Genomic DNA, 17,731 nt, shown 5'->3' with positions numbered 1-17,731 from the left:
CTAGAGAAAGAATGAAGAGATGGAGGCTTTGGTGAGATGGAAACATTAGCCCTTTTGAAAAAACAAATTGCTGAAGAAACAGCATTATCCCAAAAACATGTCGAAAGTGTCATCCGCCTGCTTGAAGACGGCAATACTGTTCCGTTTATTGCGCGGTACCGAAAAGAGCAGACCGGCTCAATGGACGAGGTGCAGATTCAGGCAATCTCCGAGCGGTGGCAGTACATACAAAACCTGACGCAGCGAAAAGAAGAAGTCATCAGATTGATCGCCGAACAGGACAAGCTGACGGACGGACTGAAGCAAAAAATCGAACAAGCGGCCAAGCTTCAGGAAGTCGAGGATTTATACCGTCCCTTTAAACAAAAACGGAAAACAAAAGCGACCGTCGCCAAAAGCAAAGGGCTTGAACGGCTTGCGGACTATATTCTTTCACTCCCGAAAGAAAACCGTCTTCACGAAACCGCTGATCAATATATCAATGCAGAAAAAGAAGTCGCCACAAGGGAAGAAGCCATTGAAGGCGCGAAGCACATCATAGCCGAACAAATCTCGGATGATCCTCATTTCAGAAAATGGATCCGCCAGGAAACGTATAAAAAAGGAATTCTCACTTCCACAGCAGGCAAGTCAGCCGCAGACGACGAGAAAAACGTCTATGAAATGTACTACGAGTACGAAGAGCCGATTCAAAAGGTCGTTCCTCACAGAGTGCTCGCGATGAACCGCGGTGAAAAAGAAGGCATTTTAAAGATTGCGATCGAACCGCCCGCCGATCAGATAAAAGCTTATTTAGAAAAGCAAATCATCAAACACCGTGAAACGACTGTGAAAGAAACGCTGAAAGAAGCCATTGAGGACAGTTACAAACGCCTGATCCAGCCGGCTATTGAGCGTGACATCCGCAAAGAGCTGTCAGAAAAAGCAGACGCGCAGGCGATCCATATTTTCGCCGAAAACCTGCGTAAGCTCCTGCTGCAGCCGCCGATGAAGGGAAAAGTCGTGCTCGGCGTCGATCCGGCCTTCCGTACGGGATGCAAACTGGCAGTCGTTGACGAGACGGGAAAAGTGCTGAAAATCGACGTCATTTATCCGCACGCTCCCGTCAAAAAGACAGCGGAAGCCCGGAAAAAAATCAAAGAATTGCTGGACCGGTACGAAGTCGAGGTTGTGGCGATCGGAAACGGCACGGCATCAAGGGAGACAGAGCAATTCGTCGTTGATGTGTTAAAAGAAACAGAGCGGGACATTTATTACGTCATCGTCAATGAGGCCGGAGCAAGCGTGTATTCCGCGTCAGAAATCGCCCGTGAGGAATTTCCGGATTTTCAGGTCGAAGAGCGCAGCGCCGTCTCCATCGCACGGAGATTGCAGGACCCGCTGGCCGAGCTCGTAAAAATTGATCCTAAATCCGTCGGTGTCGGGCAATACCAGCATGATGTCAGCCAAAAGCAATTAAACGAATCTCTCCGTTTTGTGGTAGAAACCGTCGTCAACCAAGTCGGGGTAAATGTCAACACAGCATCCGCCGCGCTGCTTCAATATGTAGCCGGATTATCCAAAACCGTCGCCGGCAATATCGTCAAAAAAAGGGAAGAACTCGGCAAATTTACAAATCGTAAAGAGCTGAAAGAAATCCCGCGCCTCGGCGCAAAAACATATGAACAATGCATCGGCTTCTTGAGAGTGCCCGGAGGCCAGGAGCCGCTTGACCGCACCGGGATACACCCGGAAAGCTATAAAGAGACAAAGGCGCTGCTCAAAAAACTGCAGCTCACTGCAGATCAGATCGGAAGCGCGGACGTAAAAGAGAAAATCAGTGCACTGCCGCTGTCTGAGACGGCTGAGGAGCTCGGTATAGGGGAAATTACGCTTGCAGATATTTGCGGACAGCTGACAAGGCCGGAACGCGACCCCCGTGACGAAGTGCCGAAGCCTTTGCTGAAAAAAGACGTTCTGCAGCTTGAGGATTTAAAAGAAGGAATGGAATTGCAGGGCACCGTCCGCAATGTTGTAGATTTCGGCGCTTTCGTCGATATCGGCGTCAAGCAAGACGGGCTTGTGCACATCTCAAAACTGAGCAATCAGTTCGTCAAACATCCTCTCGACATCGTATCAGTCGGAGACATTGTCACCGTATGGGTCGAAGGGGTGGACGCGCAAAAAGGCAGAGTGTCGCTATCTATGGTAAAATAAAAGCACTGCTTACGAGCAGTGTTTTTTTCTGTAGAAATACCAGCACTGGTTCAGCAGTTTGATTTGGTAATTGTCCTTTTCTAAAAACGCTTTTTGCATTTGTTTCATCAGCCAATTCGGCATGGCTCATTCCTCCTCAGCTTTTAGTTAGAGGGCGGTTTTAACACATTGTATGCGAACGGTGAATTGTCCCGTTCGATGTTTTTAAAGCGGGGTGCACATATGGATAACGAACAACTTCAAAAGCTGACGGAAGACATCTCTGCACAGGATTTCGGGAAGCCGTTCCGTCACCGGGCCTTTTTCAATGACCGGCTGAAAACGACAGGCGGCCGGTACATGCTGTCTTCCCATAACATCGAATTAAACCGCAAATATCTGCTCGAACACGGCCGGAGCGAGCTGGTAGGCATCATCAAACACGAGCTTTGCCATTATCACCTTCACCTTGAAGGAAAAGGGTACAAGCACAGAGACAAAGACTTCAGAGACCTGCTTCAGAAAGTCGGAGCGCCGAGATTCTGCACGCCGCTCCAAACAAAAAAGACACAAAAGAAAACATATATGTATAGATGCACGGCCTGCGGCCAACAGTATATAAAGAAGCGGGCAATGAATCCGGAAAGATATGCCTGCGGAAAGTGCAGAGGAAAAATCAAAAGAATTTTTTAAAAAGGCTTGACTCATTTTAATGTTCTATGTTAAATTATAAAAGTCGTTGAGAGACAACGACACTTTCTCCAAAAAATAAATGTTGCTTCTTGACACAATATGTCGCATCATTTATAATGAAGAAAGTCTGATTATTCCACAGTAGCTCAGTGGTAGAGCTATCGGCTGTTAACCGATCGGTCGCAGGTTCGAATCCTGCCTGTGGAGCCATATGGAGAAGTACTCAAGTGGCTGAAGAGGCGCCCCTGCTAAGGGTGTAGGTCGCGTAAGCGGCGCGAGGGTTCAAATCCCTCCTTCTCCGCCAGATAAGTTCTCAACCAGACGGCCCGTTGGTCAAGCGGTTAAGACACCGCCCTTTCACGGCGGTAACACGGGTTCGAATCCCGTACGGGTCACCATTTACCTTCGTTGGGCTATAGCCAAGCGGTAAGGCAACGGACTTTGACTCCGTCATGCGTTGGTTCGAATCCAGCTAGCCCAGCCATTTTATTTTAAAATGTTGAATCACTTTTAGAGCGAGCCATTAGCTCAGTTGGTAGAGCATCTGACTTTTAATCAGAGGGTCGAAGGTTCGAGTCCTTCATGGCTCACCACTTGTCACGCGGGTGTGGCGGAATTGGCAGACGCGCTAGACTTAGGATCTAGTGTCTTACGACGTGGGGGTTCGAGTCCCTTCACCCGCACTTTCTTTTTAAAGTGCTGATCACTAGCTTACATGCTTAGTGGAAAAACAGCTTCATAGCACGCGGTCGTGGCGGAATGGCAGACGCGCTAGGTTGAGGGCCTAGTGGGTGAATAACCCGTGGAGGTTCAAGTCCTCTCGGCCGCATCTCAATGATACCAAGGGTTTAGATACCCTTGGTATTTTTTATTTATAGAAATTTGTCTGTTACTGCCCACTTATTTAGAGTAGGTCAGTAATGGTGTTAAGTAGCTTTTTAGCATTTTCCCACTTTGTGTGTGGGTGATGAGGCTTTAAACGAAGGATTTAAAATAGCGGCCGACCGAGTTGGAGCATAAAAAAACGGAGGATTCCCTTCGTTTTTTTTTTTGCTTATCTTCGTGAGGGGGTCAAGGTTTCTTTACTCCCATTTACTGTCCAGAAAATATGAAAAAACATCAAAAAAGGTGTAAATAATGATAATGAGCGCTGTATAACCCTTAAATATAGGACATGTTAATATTTCATAAGATTGAGGGAAAAGAACAGGAAAAGCAGGAGCAGGGAGAAAAGTAATTACTAATGGGTTTGATTTGCATCATATAGGATTTAATACAAAAACCTTTTATTTCTAGAAAAAGAGAAGATGAAAAGCCTGGAGTGAATTTATCTCCAAAGTATAGAAAGTAAGGAATCTTTTAAAAAACTAAAAAAATGATGAAATTACGGAAAGGTAATGAGTGATTACCTTTCCGTAATTCGTTAATTATTTCTTTGAGCAATTTTATATTCCATCTTAACAGTACCACCTTGAGCCGTTGGTGAAGCTGTAAATGTGTAATTGTATGTCCAACCAAACCAACCATTTTTAACCTCGGCAGAAATGTTGCCTTGCTTGCCTGGTGCGATGGTTCTTGAAACTTTTCCATCAATTGATATTTTTATGTCATTACTTCCGTTGTTTGAAATCCAGAAGTTTACTTGTGCTCCGTCATTCTCATCTAATTCGAACTCCCGACTCCAGCTTGATTGATCAACAGAGCCCTCTGAAACCTCCCTGTCTAGAGCTTTGAATACTCCACTTGTAACTGCATAATTTTTCGACGATACACTTGTAGTCGACTCCGCAAAAGCAGGCATAGTATAAGTTCCAACAATTACACCAGCTATCAGAGTCGATGATACTCCTTTGAAAATGGACTTAAGATTCACGATCAAGCACTCCTTTTAATTTCATTTATTATATATACATATTTCGTATTCATAATACAAATAATACCATGTAAAATAATTACAGTAAACATTCTTTTGGATGATAATGTTTGTAACTCAACTTTTGTACCCCAAACATCCCAAATCAGACATGTAAGTCTTATAGCTAGGTAAGTGGAAATTGCGATCTTCTTATTGAGGTACTGCTACTAGCAAAGATTTTCCGATACCCGCAAAACGAAAAAACACTATCCTTTCTCTAAAGTAACGAAAAGGGTAGTATTTTTTGTGCTATTCAAGATTAATACGTATTCTTTTTTACTCTGTCTATCTACACTGAATTACAAAATCGGACAAGTCAAGATACTACCAAAAGAAAAAACTATCACACCCATTGGGCGAGACCACATTACGCTTGTTTTGAAACCAATGATCAAAAGTATTCCTAAGATGGTTTCAAAAATAGTTGCTATCCATCCTGCTACCGGTACAAGAGCATCTGGTATAAAAGGAGTTAAGGCAGCAACATAATCCTTGTAATTTTCAATATTTCCCCATACGACACTAGGCTTGCCAGGTGTCCCCCATATTCCGAATCGATCGGCTGCAGAAGATAATAAGCTAATTCCTCAAGCGAGCCTAAGATACAGTGTTATTCATGCTTTCATTTTACATTTCTCCTTCCTTTTTTGAAATTAGTCTGTTAAATAAGAAGATTGTTATTCTTGTTTATAAGAGACTATATAAACCGACGATTAATGCAGTCTTTAATACAAGTAAAACATTTGCGCTTTCTTATGCAAGAGAAGCACCAATAGGTACGGCATTGTTTTTACAAATTCAAACGTCGAGATGAAAAACGAAAAAACATAATATGACTTGTAATTTAAAGGCATCTTTAAGCACAAAAAAGCTCTGACTCATTAATTTAGTCAGAGCTTTTTTTTATGAAGTATTCCCGAGTATCTATCCTAGTTTTTTTAGGCAATACTACGTCCAATTCTTTATTTAACCATGCGAGCGTTTTATTACGAAGATACTTACGCATGTGTTCTTCTGCTTCAAGCATTACCAAGTTAATTGTACAAGAGGAATTGCTGGATTCACAGGAGTTGCATTTGTCTCGATAAAGCAGACCATTGCTTACAATATTTTTACATTGAAAAATGGGTTTTGGTCCTTCAACAGCCTCTATTACATCCCAAAAGGAAATATCTTCTGGGGTTTTTGCTAACCTATATCCTCCCTTTACACCAGGGACAGAATTTACAATACCAGCTTTAGATAATTTACCGAAAACTTTTGAAAGAAATGTTTCTGAAAGTCCTTGGAACTCTGCAAGGTCCCGAATCCCGACACTTTCCTTGGAGGGAACATCTATTAAATAAACCAGGCAATGTAAAGCATATTCAACCCCAACACTATACTGCATATAAACTCACCTGCTTTTGATTTTAAGGGTTATCACATTGTATCTTAGGAGTATTTTTGGTGATAGTCAATCATAAAACCCTTGTTTAGGTATATTATTTGTTCCGTTTGACAAAAAAAAATACAGGGTTTATATTAGAGACCGATTTAATCGTCGATTAACTTAATCTTTAATATGAATTAAAAGGAGAGTTTCAAATGAGCAAAACACTTATCATTAACGCACATCCAAAAGTAGATGATACATCGTCATACAGTTTAGGGGTAATGAACCACTTTTTAGAGGCTTACAAAGAATTAATTCCAGAGAGTGAAGAGCTTGAGCAAATTAACTTATATAGTGATGAAGTGCCTATGATTGATAAAACAGTTTTAAGCGCATGGGAAAAGGCAGGAAAGGGCGAAGAACTGACAAGCAAGGAACAAAAAGTAACAGAACGCATGACAGAAGTATTGGAACAATTCAAAAGTGCAAAAACATATGTCATCGTTTTACCTTTGCATAATTTCAATATTCCATCAAAATTAAAAGACTATATGGACAATATCATGATCGCACGTGAAACATTTAAATATACTGACACTGGCTCAGTGGGTCTGCTTAAAGACGGACGAAGAATGCTTGTCATCCAAGCAAGTGGAGGAATCTATACAAATAATGATTGGTATACAGAAGTTGAATACTCTCATAAATACCTGAAATCAATGTTCAATTTCTTAGGTATTGAGGATTATCAAACTATCCGAGTGCAAGGAACAGATGTACTAAATCCGGAGGGTGTATTACAAAAAGCAAATAAAGAAGTTGAAGAAGCTGCTTCAAGATTAGCAGGTAAATAAGAAATAGTATGAAGATCATTGTTGCTTGGGAGGACTGGAGTAATTGGCCGAGCCCTCCTTCCTAAATTAATACAAAAAGGAAATTTAATGCTCTCTAATGAATATTATCGTATGAGTATTGAAGCAAGACGAAAAATTAAACAAGGGGAGATTATTAATAAAAATCAGGCGGATTCTTTTGACAGCGGAGATTTTAAGTAGTGTATTTTCAATAACTTATTTGCAAGATGATCAAAGTACAGAAGTCAAAGTGGCTGCTGATAGGGTAGGCGCACGAGGGTACTAAAAAGGCTTAATCTTTTTAAAAGGGCAGGCCTTTTTTTGACTATAATTGCTGCCCAATTAGTTGCCCTGAATTTATGAAAAGGGATAAAATGGGTGTAATAAAGTTGCTATTTAAAATTAGAATCAATTCATTATCGCAAAAGCAATAATAACTAATCGGCGAAGAAAGGATAATCAGTCAAATGAAAACATTGGTTATCGTTATACACCCTAATTTGGAAACGTCCGCTGTCAACAAAACCTGGATGAATCGTTTAAAGCAAGAGAATGTCATTACGGTTCATGACCTGTACGGTGAATACCCTAATTTTATCATTGATGTAGAAAAAGAGCAGCAGCTCCTGTTAGATCATGAGCGTATCGTTTTTCAGTTCCCAATGTATTGGTACAGCAGTCCCGCGTTACTCAAACAATGGGAAGATGATGTGTTAACACATGGCTGGGCTTATGGAACTGGAGGAACTAAATTGCATGGAAAAGAACTACTCTTAGCTATCTCCTTAGGCGCACCGGAATCTGATTATCAAGCAGGCGGAGAATATAATATCACGATCAGCGAGCTTATCAGACCGTTTCAAGTCACTGCTAACTATATAGGAATGCGTTTTCTTCCTGCTTTTACACAATATGGGACACTTCACCTTTCAAAAGAAGATGTTAAGAACAGTGCGGAGAAATTGGTTGACTATCTTAAAGCTGAGCATTGATCCGGTATTCGCAAGGGAGGCTGAAACAAATTATGTGTTGTGAAAATAAGGGTTTGTGATAGATTTTAATAAACTTAATTTCAAAGTTACATCGAATACTGAATGCAGGGGGCATAGAGCGAGGGCTTAAAACTAATTACAACAGGGCAATGAGTACATATTTCTTGATGAAATGTAGAGTTCCTTGGTCTCTAATCAGTGCCCAATTTGTGCTCAGAATTCATGAAAAATGATGAAAATAGCTGTCAATAAAATAAACAGATGCTTTGAATAGAGGCTTTTGTAAATGACGACATGTTTTTATTAGGTTAAGGGCCCAGCGAGTGAATAACCCGTGGAGGTTCAAGTCCTCTCGGCCGCATCCCTTGTTCGGTTCCGCTTCAACGCTGCCTCAGTAACTGTAATTCCTGGGTTCTCTTCAATAACAGTGAGAGTGTGTACTTCAACCATATGAATGATCTCACCGGTACTATAATCACGTGCTGTTTTTATATAATCATTGTATGAATAAATATACGATCCACCCAATTATTTGAGTGGATCTGTTTGTTTTTTATTTTTTTGCAGCGGCCTCTATGTGACGGAACAATAGATGAATTAAAACCCTTTACGCAACCAGGCTGTGGCAAGATCAATTGCTCCGCGCGCAGCTTCAGTTTTAGCTAAGGCGTTGAGCATCACGAAATCGTGAATGATACCTTGGAAACGTACGGCAGTGACCGGAACACCAGCTTCACGAAGTTTATTGGCATATGCTTCTCCCTCGTCACGAAGTACATCAGCTTCAGCTGTGATAATCAATGCAGGCGGAAGCCCTTGAAGCTGCTCAGTAGTTGCACGTAGAGGTGATGCTGTAATTTCAGCACGCTCATTCGAATTGGTTGTGTACTGATCCCAAAACCACATCATCGCGTCCTTGCGTAAAAAGTAACCCGTAGCAAACTGGTGATAGGATTCCGTATCGAAAGAAGCGTCTGTTACCGGATAGAAAAGTAATTGTTGTCGGATATTCAAGTCACCTCGTGCTTTGGCCATTAGCGTGACAGCAGCAGTCATATTGCCTCCAACACTATCACCTGCAATTGTTAGACTCTCGGGAATCATGCCGTTCTCACGGCCATTTTCAGCTGCCCATTTCACTACTGCATAGATTTCTTCAATGGCTGTCGGATATTTTGCTTCTGGGGATAAGGTGTAATTTGGAAAGACAATAGCAGCTTGTGCTCCAACTGCTAGCTCACGGATGAGCCGATCATGTGTATGCTCATTACCAAATACCCAGCCGGCCCCATGAATGTACACGATGACAGGAAGGTTCGCAGGCGCATTCTGTGGGCGCATTATTCTTACTGATACCTGTCCGCTCGGTCCTCCTGAAATCATAATATCTTCAATATCAACTGGCAGTTTATCAATTGGGTCAGATTGGACCTCATCTACAGCTTCTCGTCCTTTCTCAGGTCCAAGGTCGAATAGATAGGGTGGGTTCGCGGTTGCTTCTGCAAATTCTTGAGCTGCTTTTTCTAATTGTACTTTTTTTAACATAGATCTCTCTCCTTATTTGAAGGTTGGTAACTTTTATTCCATTACCTATTGATCTTGGCATCTTTCGTCTTACATTGCTGTTGTAATGATTTGTACATCAATATTTCCGCGAGTAGCTTTAGAATATGGACATACTTGATGAGCTGCACGTGTTAATTCTTCTGCTTGCTCTTGAGATACCCCTTGAATTTCCACCTCCAAAACAACTCCGAGTTTATAACCATTATCACTTTCATCTTTTAATAAACTTACTTTACCAGTAACAGCTGATTCGATTTTTAATCGTTTTCTTTGGGCTGCTAAATGAAGAGCACTGTCATAACAAGCTGAATAGCCTGCCGCAAATAATTGTTCTGGATTTGTCGCCGTGGATACTTGATTTGGTTTTGGCATAGCTAAATCCAAATCAATCATAAGATCATTAGATTTTACATGTCCTTCTCTTCCGCCTTTTGTTGTAGCTTCTGCTGTAAAATATACTGTCATCATCAAACACTCCTATAAATTAAATTTAACACAATTGAATTTTAATCAATATAACTAGCGTTGTCAATTAAATTTTTAAAAATTTAATTGTTCTCAATTTAAATTCGTAATTAAATGGCAGTTTAAAGTTAGTGTACATAATAACCATATTGAGAAAATAGGAGATCATAGTATAAGTTATGATTAATTAAATTGTTAGTCATTCAATTTTACTTAATGTAATTCTTGTGCTATTATGTGTAATAATGAATATAAATATTGTGAGGGATTTAACATGAAGAAGGATGATAAATTACTGTTAAGTAATCATCTGTGTTTTGCGATTTATGCAGCTTCCCGTGAAATGATAAAGTTATACCATCCTCTCTTAAAAGAATTAGGAATTACTTATCCGCAGTATTTGGTTCTTCTTGTTTTATGGGAGAAGGAAAAAATATCTGTTAAAGGTTTAGGCGAAGAATTATATCTAGACTCCGGAACATTAACTCCAGTTTTAAAACGACTTGAGGAGCGAGGTCTTATTATAAGAGAGCGTTCAAAAGAGGATGAACGAAGTGTAATTATTACGTTAACAACTGAAGGGAATGAGTTTAAAGAAAAAGTCACATTGATTCCTAATGCAGTATTTGATAAAACCGGTTGTAATGAAGAAGAAATTAAAAGTTATAACAAGGAAATTCGTAATTTACTTAACATGCTGACAACTGAGCAATAGTTTTATGAATATAGATGGTGGGCCTAGCGGGTGAATAACCCGCGGAGGTTCAAGTCCTCTCGGCCGCAGCAATGATACCAAGGGTTTTGATATCCTTGGTATTTTTTGTTTATAAAAATTTATCTGTTACTGTCCACTTACTTATAGTAGGTCGTATGATTTGTCAGTCACCTTCATCCTTCTGCTGACTGCGTGCGGCGGTAGTAAATATGATAATGATTAATGAAGTGATGAAGCAGGAGAAGAAAGTCAGAAAAGGAATGCGAGCAGATTCAGATGAGCACAAAAGAGATAACGCCATAATTCGTGTATATGATGACGGGAAATATATTCAACTTGCGTTTCATCAGCCAGAAGAAAGTTCTCGTAGGCTGACTGCTTATTCTTATTATGAGAAGCTTGGAGATTCTTATGAGGAAATGGCACATATGCCGGGTGATGGTGATGGCGACCGCCTTGGTCTTTATAAGAAAACACCTGATTATAAAGAGGTTAAAGGCAAGGAAACAAAAACAATGTGCTTGTTCATTCCTGATAGGGGAACAATTGTTTCACCGTTAAGTTGTTGTGTGAGAGCCAGTATGTTAAAATGCTACGTAGATTTAATAATAAAGTTTAGATTCTAGGAGATTTATTTATGAAGTTGGATGAATTCACCATCGGGCAGGTTTTTCAAACTAAATCTTTTGAATTAACAAAAGAGAATATAATGAATTTTGCAGAAGTGTATGACCCACAATACATGCATTTAAATGAAGAAAAAGCAAAAATGGGCAGATTTAATGGAATTATTGCTTCTGGAATACAAACGTTATCTATTACTTTTAAGCTTTGGATTGAAGAAGGGTGTCATGAAGACGATATTATTGCTGGGACAGGAATGAATAATATAAAATTCCTAGCACCCGTTTACCCTAATGATAAATTGAACACTATTGTTAAGGTTATTGATAAAAAACCAAATAAAAGCCAGACGGGGATACTTACTGTATTGTTATCTACCTATAATCAGAAAGAGGAAAAAGTGTTTGAAGGTGAGTTATCAGTATTAATTAAACGCTAAATGACCTTTGTGGTGGCATATCATCGTCACCTTTCATTTTTTATAGGTGTCTGGATGAATTGAGCAATCATCTTAATTAATTGAGTGGACTCTGAGTCTGCTCTTTTTTATTTGTTCAACCTATGTCAAGAAACAAAGGACTAACAATAACGAAAAAATCATCTCGTAAATACGAATTTAAAAATTGCTGCCTTGAAGTTTTTTGCATATTCCTCTGTACCATTGCACCGGATGAATATCTATAATGAGCGTTCTATCCTTCAATGTTATGTTTCCTTTTTACTTTTTGGTTTTGTCAGTTCAAAGCTGTACTTTACCATGTCATGGATTTGGTGCTCTGGGAGTCCCTCATCTAAGGTAAGAGTATTCCAATGCTCCTTGTTCATATGGTATCCGGGCTTGATTTCTTCAAAAAGACCACGTAGAAAATCAGCCCTTTCAGGTTCGCATTTAAGGTTGACACATAAGTGTTCGTCGCGAGTGAAGATAAGTGCAAATATTTTCTTATTCCCTTTGTGCCGAATTGCAGTCCAACCATCTCCAAAAGGATGGTCTTCATAAGAGTTTGGAAAGGTTAGGCAGTAATCTTTAATTTCATCATAATTCATTATCAATTCACTCCATACCTCATTATTTTTATATACAGAACATATTCATTCAAACTAAGATTTGCGGTTTCTTTTATATTAATCCGAGATTTCCTCAAGTCTTTGTTTGACCTTAGCTTCTGAACCTTGAGTTGTTGGATAGTAATACTCAACGCCCTATTAAAGAATCTGGCATCGTCTGCATTGTCGTTAATTTTTCCTCTGTATCATGAGCATATTTATATCCCTTACCGTAATCTAAATCTTTCATCAAAAGGAGCAGACTTTATGTCTGCTCTTTTTTTGTTCATGAAAAGCCATTTTTTTCAATCAAAAAATCAATATCAATACGGGGCTGGATTCAATATGATCCAGTCCCTTTTTGTTTTATTGATTTTTCTCATCCCAAGTCTGATAAAAGATTTTCTGTGAAATTATTTAACAATTATTAGTCAATTTCTCCTTTTCAATAATATCCTTTACCACATCCTCAATTGTGATATGTCCAAGAGCTTTTTCCAAGGCAGATTGGGCGATTTCAAATATTGGACCAATTGTACTTTGAATGTTCCGGCCTACAGGACATTGAGGATTGGGATTTTCATGTATACTAAACAATTCTTTATCTTGAACAACGTTAACTGCTCTATAAACATCAAGTAAGGTGATCTCAGTTAAATCCTTCGCTAATTCGGCTCCTGCAATACCTGGCCGTACATTTACTAAACCTGCTTTTTTCAGCATCCCCATAATTTTTCTTATTAAGGCGGGATTTGTATTTACACTCCCAGCTAAAAATTCAGAAGTGCTAATTCCGTCTGCATTTATTTCAATAAGAGCCAATATATGAATTCCTACAGCAAAACGGCTGCTAATAGACATGATTTCTTCACCATCCTCATTACTTTACACTCTTTATAGTACACTTGTAACCGAATGTATTACAAGTTTATTTTACTCTAATATGCTTCAAGATGATAAAAGTATTGACAAATAAATAAGTTGTAACTAAAATTATTACATGTAATCAATATGGTTACATTTTAAATTTCGAATTATTAGGAGGACTGGAAATTGAAAATTGGAATCATTGGTGCAACCGGAAAAGCTGGAAGTCTTATCTTGAAAGAAGCGGTAAGCAGGGGACATGAAGTAACTGCAATTGTAAGAGATGCTACAAAACTTAAAGAGGAAAAGATCGCAATCATTGAAAAAAATATAATTGATCTTACATCGGATGATCTAAAAAAGTTAGATGTAGCAGTTAATGCGTTCGGTGCTCCATTAGGAGAAGAACAGGCACATGTAGATGCTGGCCGGGCATTAATTAGGGCATTAAAAGGAATGGATACAAGAGCCGTAATTGTAGGCGGAGCAGGGAGTCTTTATGTAGACGAAAATAAAACTGTCAGTGTAATGGATACACCTGATTTCCCGGAGATTTTTATTCCAACAGCTAAAGGGCAAGGTCGTAACTTGCAAGAGCTAAAGGAAACTTCTGATATTAACTGGACATTTATCAGTCCTTCAGCGGTATTTGACCCAGACGGGAAAAGAACTGGATTTTATCAGTCAGGAAAAGATCATCTTCTTGTGAATTCGAAAGGCGAAAGTTATATCAGCTATGCAGACTATGCAATTGCAGTATTGGATGAAATCGAAAATCCAAAACATATAAATGAACGCTTTACAGTTGTTGGAGAAGCTGAATAAGTTATTGAGCAGAAACAAAGGCTCTCAGCCGCATCTCAATGATACCAAGGGTTTTGACACCCTTGGTATTTTTTGTTGTAAGTGCATTTGGCATTTGCGCGAGTCTGCACTTTTATTCTGCAAGATACACTGCCCTTTATCATCGATTATGGGAGTGTTTTTAATCCGTTCTTAGCCGAGCTGATACATGGCTTTTAGAAGTTTTTTTAAGTGGTTAAAACCAACAAATTTTTTGCCTTCTTCATCCCATAGGCGGAACTTTAACGACTTAATACTTGTTGCCAGTGTTGTTGCCTTTGAAGTCCCAGCTGTCATACTCCATGTATAATAAGTATCTTTCCTAATCCTATGTAAAATGATTGAAGGTCAGAAAACTGATCTCCATCCCGATTAAATCTTTAGCCGGGATACAAAAAGCGTATGAAGATTATACCCGGCTCTTTATCGGGACAAACTCTCTCCACGCTGTTATTTAGACCGTAAACATTGATTGTTTGAAGAACAAACATTACAGTATACCTGAGTGATCGTTTGGAAACATCTTCAGAAACCAAAGCTATACCAGTGAACAGCCCTGCTTTTAAAAGAATATCTTGCTTGAACAAGAAACAGCTGAGCTTTTTTGAAGACACTCGTGATCCATTTTCACGGTGTTTTCAAACCATCGTTATTAATTGGCATCCTTATTTTTCACTGGTATCGACATGTTTCAAATAGCACCATGAATGAAACATAATATTAATTTGCAGTTATTTCCGTTTCGTGTTATGATAAAGGGGAATTATTTTTGTTCGTGTAAAGGATAGTATGAATATCGACTTTTCGTCTTGATGATACTTTGGGCAAGGATAGTAATACAATGTGTAACACACTAGGAGGCAACAAAAATGGAACAAGGTACAGTTAAATGGTTTAATGCAGAAAAAGGTTTTGGATTTATCGAACGTGAAAATGGAGACGATGTATTCGTACACTTTTCTGCAATCCAAAGTGACGGATTCAAATCTTTAGACGAAGGTCAAAAAGTAACGTTTGACGTTGAGCAAGGTGCTCGTGGAGCTCAAGCTGCTAACGTTCAAAAAACTGCTTAATCTTCAATCGTTTATACAAACAGGCTCTTTATATAGGGCCTGTTTTTTTATGTTCTCTGAATAAAAAACCCTACTCAACGTTCGAGTAGGGACAGATGCTACAAGGTAAAAAAAAGGTTTAAAACCTCAAAGGATTGTTTACAGTATAACATACCGGATTGACGATATGTGGAATATATATAAATGATTTGTTTTTATGTTCTCAATATAACTGTATGTTATTCTTTGTTACAATTCGCATATCTCTATTATGAAAAGAAGATAAACAATTGCTATTCACTGTGGAAGGAGTTGTAAGAAATTCTTAAAGGTAAAGAGGAGAGTGGTTGTTTTTTCTTCTGGAAATAATCACTTAGACCTAAAACAATGAAAGCCCTGCCTCTCTTCCATCCTTACGGCTCCTTGTCCGTGCCAGTGTGAATCAGGATTACAAAAATCAAGTGACTATTCCATCGAGTTTTTGGTAAAAATTCAAATGTTCGTTGAAGAAATTTAAAAATAAAACAGATTAGATTGCAGGAGTAATAAAAGAGGTTAATGTTCTAAAAGTAAGTTGAAGAAGTTAAACGTCTAATCGTAATTTTCCGAAAACTTAAGGGTGTTTTGGAATGCAAAACATTATCTTACATTAGCCTTAACAGAAACTTTTTATTTGATTTTCAGTGATCCCTTTAATGACTTCCAGTTCACTAATCAAAAATTCATATGCACTATCCAACATTTTTTTTTCGCTTGCATTAAGTGCTTTTTCTTTCTTCATACGCATTAAATCACGTACAACTTCAGCACCTTCTTGGATTTTACCCGTTTTTATTTTGTCTGTGTTTACTTTATATCTTTGTTTCCACGGCAGTAACTTATCTGATTCTCCATGCTGAAAAATGTGCATAATGTGTTTTAATGCAAGTATATCAGTAACTGGTCGTATATTTAAACTCAATATTTTACGCGTTGGAATCATAACTGTCATATGACTGATTGACATTTTTATGACATAATAATGTTCTTTTTCCTCTAAGAATTCTTTTTCTTCTATGGCTTCAATTATACCTGCTCCGTGCATTGGATAAACGATGTTATCGCCAATTTGAAACATATCATCCACCTCCATATATGGTAACTCAACTTAAGGTTACCATATATAGAGTGAGATATCAAATTTATAATAATAACATGATATTTTTTTGTTGTCAATAACTTTTTTTAAAAAAACAACACCAAAACAAAAGGGAACCATCGAGAATCCAAAAAAAGGAAGTTTGATTAGTCCGTGTATGATGATTCAGTTCTCGATGATGCTTATTTTACCTCTTTACTTTCAAACAGCTGCCGGCTTGACACCAGTAGAAACGGGATTTCTTATGCTGCCTGGCGGGATCACGCTGACACTTACAGCGATGATTGGCGGGAGATTGTTTGATAAAGTTGGTTTTAAACCGCTGATCATCAGTGGTTTAATTCTTTTAATGATCGTTTTAAGTTTATTCACTCAGATTTCAAATGAAACGACTACGACAACAGCTGCCATTCTTTATGCAGCATTTACAATTGGAGTAGGGTTGAGTATAGGGCCTGTGATGACTCTTGGGATAAATCAAGTTCCTAAACAGCTGCATGCTCATGGATCAGCAATCTCTAATACCATTAACCAAGTATCTGGTGCAATCGGTCCGGCTCTTTATACAAGTATTATGGCTGCGGCTTCGCAGCATTATATTCAACATACAAATGAAGTCAACAAAACTGTGTTGAACATACAAAGTATGACCCAAGGTGTTCATACAGCTTATCGTGCAGCGATTGTCTTTGCAATTGTCTCTTTCATTTTAGCCCTTACTTTAAAGAAAAAAGACCAGCACCTTGAAACAGATAATGATGATTTATCTTAAGATTAAAACAAAAAAGAAAGGTCGTTTTCTTCTAAAATATGAATCGGATTAGATGGCATGTTCCAGCACATCGGAGATGCTAATAAGGAAAACGATCTTCATATCAATGAAATCAATCCATTGATCGGCGACATAACTAAATATTACCATAGATAAGTTATGAGCTTCCTAAAAAATTGTTGAAGGATAGGTAATAAATTGAACGTAATGGGAATAGAAGTTGGAAAGTAAGGGTGGTTTTTGTTAACCAATTGTTATTAACCCAACTTATCCAAACATATAGAAATGATGAATGTGGAGTTAGAAAGTGCAATGCAACAAACCTTCATTACAAGTGATATGGATTTACAATTTTGAGTGCCTTTTTGAAACACACCTGAATTTTTGGTGTGTTTTTGAACGTATCCATACGTGTCACCTAAAGGAAATGGATAAGATGTGGAATTTTATAAAAAATTTTTATATACTGGAATTAAATCATCAGGGGATTGAAATGAAAAAGATTTAATCATTTATAATATGAAGCGAGTTCAAGAAATGGGGGGCCAACTTATGCAGTGATTGGCTCCTCTTTAAAAGCTCCTCATCATATGAAAAACTTGTTTTGAGGACACTGTACTCCTTCTGCAGTCAAACGC

The 17,731-nt window shown here is 38.6% G+C and carries 19 protein-coding genes, 7 tRNA genes and 4 pseudogenes; 19 read left to right on the top strand and 11 right to left on the bottom strand.

The annotated features are described in order from the left end of the window. The first annotated feature begins 36 nt into the window (after positions 1–36). Positions 37–2,196 (top strand): Tex family protein, encoded by a 2,160-nt coding sequence (locus ACQE26_RS01830; protein ID WP_500470491.1) that lies wholly within the window; start codon positions 37–39, stop codon positions 2,194–2,196. 9 nt (positions 2,197–2,205) lie between these two features. Here ACQE26_RS01830 and cmpA read toward each other — a convergent pair whose 3' ends face one another. Then, entirely contained in the window at positions 2,206–2,319 is a 114-nt protein-coding gene (gene cmpA, locus ACQE26_RS01825) for a cortex morphogenetic protein CmpA (protein ID WP_003156164.1), read from the bottom strand. 99 nt (positions 2,320–2,418) lie between these two features. Here cmpA and ACQE26_RS01820 point away from each other — a divergent pair, with 99 nt between their 5' ends. From ACQE26_RS01820 to ACQE26_RS01785, 8 genes are all read left to right on the top strand, one after another. Beyond that, complete coding sequence (locus ACQE26_RS01820) at positions 2,419–2,868, top strand: SprT family protein (protein ID WP_049627932.1); 450 nt, start codon at positions 2,419–2,421, stop codon at positions 2,866–2,868. Positions 2,869–3,003: 135 nt separating this feature from the next. Next, positions 3,004–3,078, top strand: a tRNA-Asn gene (locus ACQE26_RS01815). 3 nt (positions 3,079–3,081) lie between these two features. Continuing rightward, a tRNA-Ser gene (locus ACQE26_RS01810) sits at positions 3,082–3,172 on the top strand. A 19-nt stretch (positions 3,173–3,191) separates the two neighbouring features. Then, positions 3,192–3,266, top strand: a tRNA-Glu gene (locus tag ACQE26_RS01805). 11 nt (positions 3,267–3,277) lie between these two features. After that, positions 3,278–3,352, top strand: a tRNA-Gln gene (locus ACQE26_RS01800). A gap of 33 nt (positions 3,353–3,385) precedes the next feature. After that, positions 3,386–3,461 (top strand) — tRNA-Lys (locus ACQE26_RS01795). A gap of 8 nt (positions 3,462–3,469) precedes the next feature. Beyond that, positions 3,470–3,551: transfer RNA gene (locus ACQE26_RS01790), tRNA-Leu, on the top strand. Between the two features lie 62 nt (positions 3,552–3,613). After that, positions 3,614–3,697: transfer RNA gene (locus ACQE26_RS01785), tRNA-Leu, on the top strand. A gap of 594 nt (positions 3,698–4,291) precedes the next feature. Here the strand turns inward: ACQE26_RS01785 and ACQE26_RS01780 are convergent. Further along, on the bottom strand, positions 4,292–4,741 hold the full coding sequence (locus ACQE26_RS01780; protein ID WP_198698396.1) for a hypothetical protein: 450 nt from the start codon (positions 4,739–4,741) through the stop codon (positions 4,292–4,294). A gap of 928 nt (positions 4,742–5,669) precedes the next feature. Then, complete coding sequence (locus ACQE26_RS01775) at positions 5,670–6,173, bottom strand: RrF2 family transcriptional regulator (RefSeq protein WP_045925214.1); 504 nt, start codon at positions 6,171–6,173, stop codon at positions 5,670–5,672. A gap of 197 nt (positions 6,174–6,370) precedes the next feature. On the opposite strand from ACQE26_RS01775, the gene ACQE26_RS01770 reads away from it, so the two are divergent. The 4 genes and pseudogenes from ACQE26_RS01770 (at position 6,371) to ACQE26_RS01755 (ending at position 8,004) form a co-directional block, all read left to right on the top strand. Beyond that, positions 6,371–7,012, top strand: coding sequence for an FMN-dependent NADH-azoreductase (locus ACQE26_RS01770; protein WP_060963517.1), 642 nt, complete (start codon positions 6,371–6,373; stop codon positions 7,010–7,012). Positions 7,013–7,084: 72 nt separating this feature from the next. Further along, a pseudogene (locus ACQE26_RS01765) lies at positions 7,085–7,213 on the top strand (tetratricopeptide repeat protein); the annotation flags it as partial. Next, positions 7,170–7,298, top strand: coding sequence for a phosphatase (locus ACQE26_RS01760; protein ID WP_076983039.1), 129 nt, complete (start codon positions 7,170–7,172; stop codon positions 7,296–7,298). The pseudogene ACQE26_RS01765 and the gene ACQE26_RS01760, both read left to right, overlap by 44 nt. A 181-nt stretch (positions 7,299–7,479) precedes the next feature. Further along, positions 7,480–8,004 (top strand): NAD(P)H-dependent oxidoreductase, encoded by a 525-nt coding sequence (locus ACQE26_RS01755; RefSeq protein WP_500470490.1) that lies wholly within the window; start codon positions 7,480–7,482, stop codon positions 8,002–8,004. Positions 8,005–8,601: 597 nt separating this feature from the next. Here ACQE26_RS01755 and ACQE26_RS01750 read toward each other — a convergent pair. Beyond that, positions 8,602–9,549, bottom strand: coding sequence for an alpha/beta hydrolase (locus tag ACQE26_RS01750; RefSeq protein WP_500470489.1), 948 nt, complete (start codon positions 9,547–9,549; stop codon positions 8,602–8,604). 69 nt (positions 9,550–9,618) lie between these two features. After that, a complete protein-coding gene (locus ACQE26_RS01745) occupies positions 9,619–10,038 on the bottom strand; it encodes an organic hydroperoxide resistance protein (protein ID WP_500470487.1) in 420 nt (139 codons plus the stop codon). A gap of 271 nt (positions 10,039–10,309) precedes the next feature. Here ACQE26_RS01745 and ACQE26_RS01740 point away from each other — a divergent pair, with 271 nt between their 5' ends. The 3 genes and pseudogenes from ACQE26_RS01740 (at position 10,310) to ACQE26_RS01730 (ending at position 11,813) form a co-directional block, all read left to right on the top strand. Then, entirely contained in the window at positions 10,310–10,750 is a 441-nt protein-coding gene (locus ACQE26_RS01740) for a MarR family winged helix-turn-helix transcriptional regulator (RefSeq protein ID WP_060963512.1), read from the top strand. 160 nt (positions 10,751–10,910) lie between these two features. Beyond that, positions 10,911–11,262 (top strand): annotated as a pseudogene (locus tag ACQE26_RS01735) (cystatin-like fold lipoprotein); the annotation flags it as partial. A 125-nt stretch (positions 11,263–11,387) separates the two neighbouring features. Continuing rightward, positions 11,388–11,813 carry a MaoC family dehydratase gene (locus ACQE26_RS01730; RefSeq protein ID WP_003156152.1) on the top strand — a complete coding sequence of 142 codons (426 nt, stop codon included), beginning with the start codon at positions 11,388–11,390 and terminating at the stop codon, positions 11,811–11,813. A gap of 266 nt (positions 11,814–12,079) precedes the next feature. On the opposite strand, the gene ACQE26_RS01725 is transcribed toward ACQE26_RS01730, so the two are convergent. The 3 genes from ACQE26_RS01725 to ACQE26_RS01715 form a co-directional block, all read right to left on the bottom strand. Further along, on the bottom strand, positions 12,080–12,421 hold the full coding sequence (locus ACQE26_RS01725) for an MmcQ/YjbR family DNA-binding protein (protein WP_015239219.1): 342 nt from the start codon (positions 12,419–12,421) through the stop codon (positions 12,080–12,082). Positions 12,422–12,569: 148 nt separating this feature from the next. After that, a complete protein-coding gene (locus ACQE26_RS01720; RefSeq protein WP_225307344.1) occupies positions 12,570–12,671 on the bottom strand; it encodes a hypothetical protein in 102 nt (33 codons plus the stop codon). Between the two features lie 167 nt (positions 12,672–12,838). Beyond that, positions 12,839–13,282, bottom strand: a complete 444-nt coding sequence (locus ACQE26_RS01715; RefSeq protein WP_060963509.1) for an Rrf2 family transcriptional regulator — start codon at positions 13,280–13,282, stop codon at positions 12,839–12,841. Positions 13,283–13,474: 192 nt separating this feature from the next. On the opposite strand from ACQE26_RS01715, the gene ACQE26_RS01710 reads away from it, so the two are divergent. Continuing rightward, on the top strand, positions 13,475–14,113 hold the full coding sequence (locus ACQE26_RS01710; protein ID WP_489201697.1) for an NAD(P)-dependent oxidoreductase: 639 nt from the start codon (positions 13,475–13,477) through the stop codon (positions 14,111–14,113). A gap of 160 nt (positions 14,114–14,273) precedes the next feature. Here ACQE26_RS01710 and ACQE26_RS01705 read toward each other — a convergent pair. Further along, positions 14,274–14,401 (bottom strand): annotated as a pseudogene (locus ACQE26_RS01705) (fatty acid desaturase); the annotation flags it as partial. 599 nt (positions 14,402–15,000) lie between these two features. Between ACQE26_RS01705 and cspC the strand changes: the two are divergent. Next, complete coding sequence (cspC, locus tag ACQE26_RS01700; protein ID WP_003156143.1) at positions 15,001–15,204, top strand: cold shock protein CspC; 204 nt, start codon at positions 15,001–15,003, stop codon at positions 15,202–15,204. 634 nt (positions 15,205–15,838) lie between these two features. Here the strand turns inward: cspC and ACQE26_RS01695 are convergent. Further along, positions 15,839–16,300: a CarD family transcriptional regulator gene (locus tag ACQE26_RS01695; RefSeq protein ID WP_438421261.1), complete on the bottom strand. Its 462-nt coding sequence runs from the start codon at positions 16,298–16,300 to the stop codon at positions 15,839–15,841. A gap of 91 nt (positions 16,301–16,391) precedes the next feature. On the opposite strand from ACQE26_RS01695, the gene ACQE26_RS01690 reads away from it, so the two are divergent. Further along, positions 16,392–17,093, top strand: coding sequence for an MFS transporter (locus tag ACQE26_RS01690; protein WP_500470485.1), 702 nt, complete (start codon positions 16,392–16,394; stop codon positions 17,091–17,093). Positions 17,094–17,147: 54 nt separating this feature from the next. On the opposite strand, the pseudogene ACQE26_RS01685 reads toward ACQE26_RS01690, so the two are convergent. Next, positions 17,148–17,225: pseudogene (locus ACQE26_RS01685) on the bottom strand (hypothetical protein); the annotation flags it as partial. Positions 17,226–17,731: the final 506 nt, after the last annotated feature.

It is taken from the genome of Bacillus sp. 5RYD7K (assembly GCF_059831465.1).
The sequence above is the reverse complement of the archived record's forward strand: the minus strand, read 5'-3'. Positions and strand labels throughout refer to the sequence as shown.

Excerpts from the sequence above, each read along its gene's own strand:
- ACQE26_RS01745 (WP_500470487.1), bottom strand. The coding sequence starts at position 10,038 with ATGATGACAGTATATTTTACAGCAGAAGCTACAACAAAAGGCGGAAGA.
- ACQE26_RS01740 (WP_060963512.1), top strand. The coding sequence starts at position 10,310 with ATGAAGAAGGATGATAAATTACTGTTAAGTAATCATCTGTGTTTTGCG.
- cmpA (WP_003156164.1), bottom strand. The coding sequence starts at position 2,319 with ATGCCGAATTGGCTGATGAAACAAATGCAAAAAGCGTTTTTAGAAAAG.
- ACQE26_RS01695 (WP_438421261.1), bottom strand. The coding sequence starts at position 16,300 with ATGTTTCAAATTGGCGATAACATCGTTTATCCAATGCACGGAGCAGGT.
- ACQE26_RS01830 (WP_500470491.1), top strand. The coding sequence starts at position 37 with ATGGAAACATTAGCCCTTTTGAAAAAACAAATTGCTGAAGAAACAGCA.
- ACQE26_RS01820 (WP_049627932.1), top strand. The coding sequence starts at position 2,419 with ATGGATAACGAACAACTTCAAAAGCTGACGGAAGACATCTCTGCACAG.
- ACQE26_RS01750 (WP_500470489.1), bottom strand. The coding sequence starts at position 9,549 with ATGTTAAAAAAAGTACAATTAGAAAAAGCAGCTCAAGAATTTGCAGAA.
- ACQE26_RS01755 (WP_500470490.1), top strand. The coding sequence starts at position 7,480 with ATGAAAACATTGGTTATCGTTATACACCCTAATTTGGAAACGTCCGCT.
- ACQE26_RS01775 (WP_045925214.1), bottom strand. The coding sequence starts at position 6,173 with ATGCAGTATAGTGTTGGGGTTGAATATGCTTTACATTGCCTGGTTTAT.
- ACQE26_RS01730 (WP_003156152.1), top strand. The coding sequence starts at position 11,388 with ATGAAGTTGGATGAATTCACCATCGGGCAGGTTTTTCAAACTAAATCT.
- ACQE26_RS01720 (WP_225307344.1), bottom strand. The coding sequence starts at position 12,671 with ATGAAAGATTTAGATTACGGTAAGGGATATAAATATGCTCATGATACA.
- ACQE26_RS01770 (WP_060963517.1), top strand. The coding sequence starts at position 6,371 with ATGAGCAAAACACTTATCATTAACGCACATCCAAAAGTAGATGATACA.
- ACQE26_RS01725 (WP_015239219.1), bottom strand. The coding sequence starts at position 12,421 with ATGAATTATGATGAAATTAAAGATTACTGCCTAACCTTTCCAAACTCT.
- cspC (WP_003156143.1), top strand. The coding sequence starts at position 15,001 with ATGGAACAAGGTACAGTTAAATGGTTTAATGCAGAAAAAGGTTTTGGA.
- ACQE26_RS01715 (WP_060963509.1), bottom strand. The coding sequence starts at position 13,282 with ATGTCTATTAGCAGCCGTTTTGCTGTAGGAATTCATATATTGGCTCTT.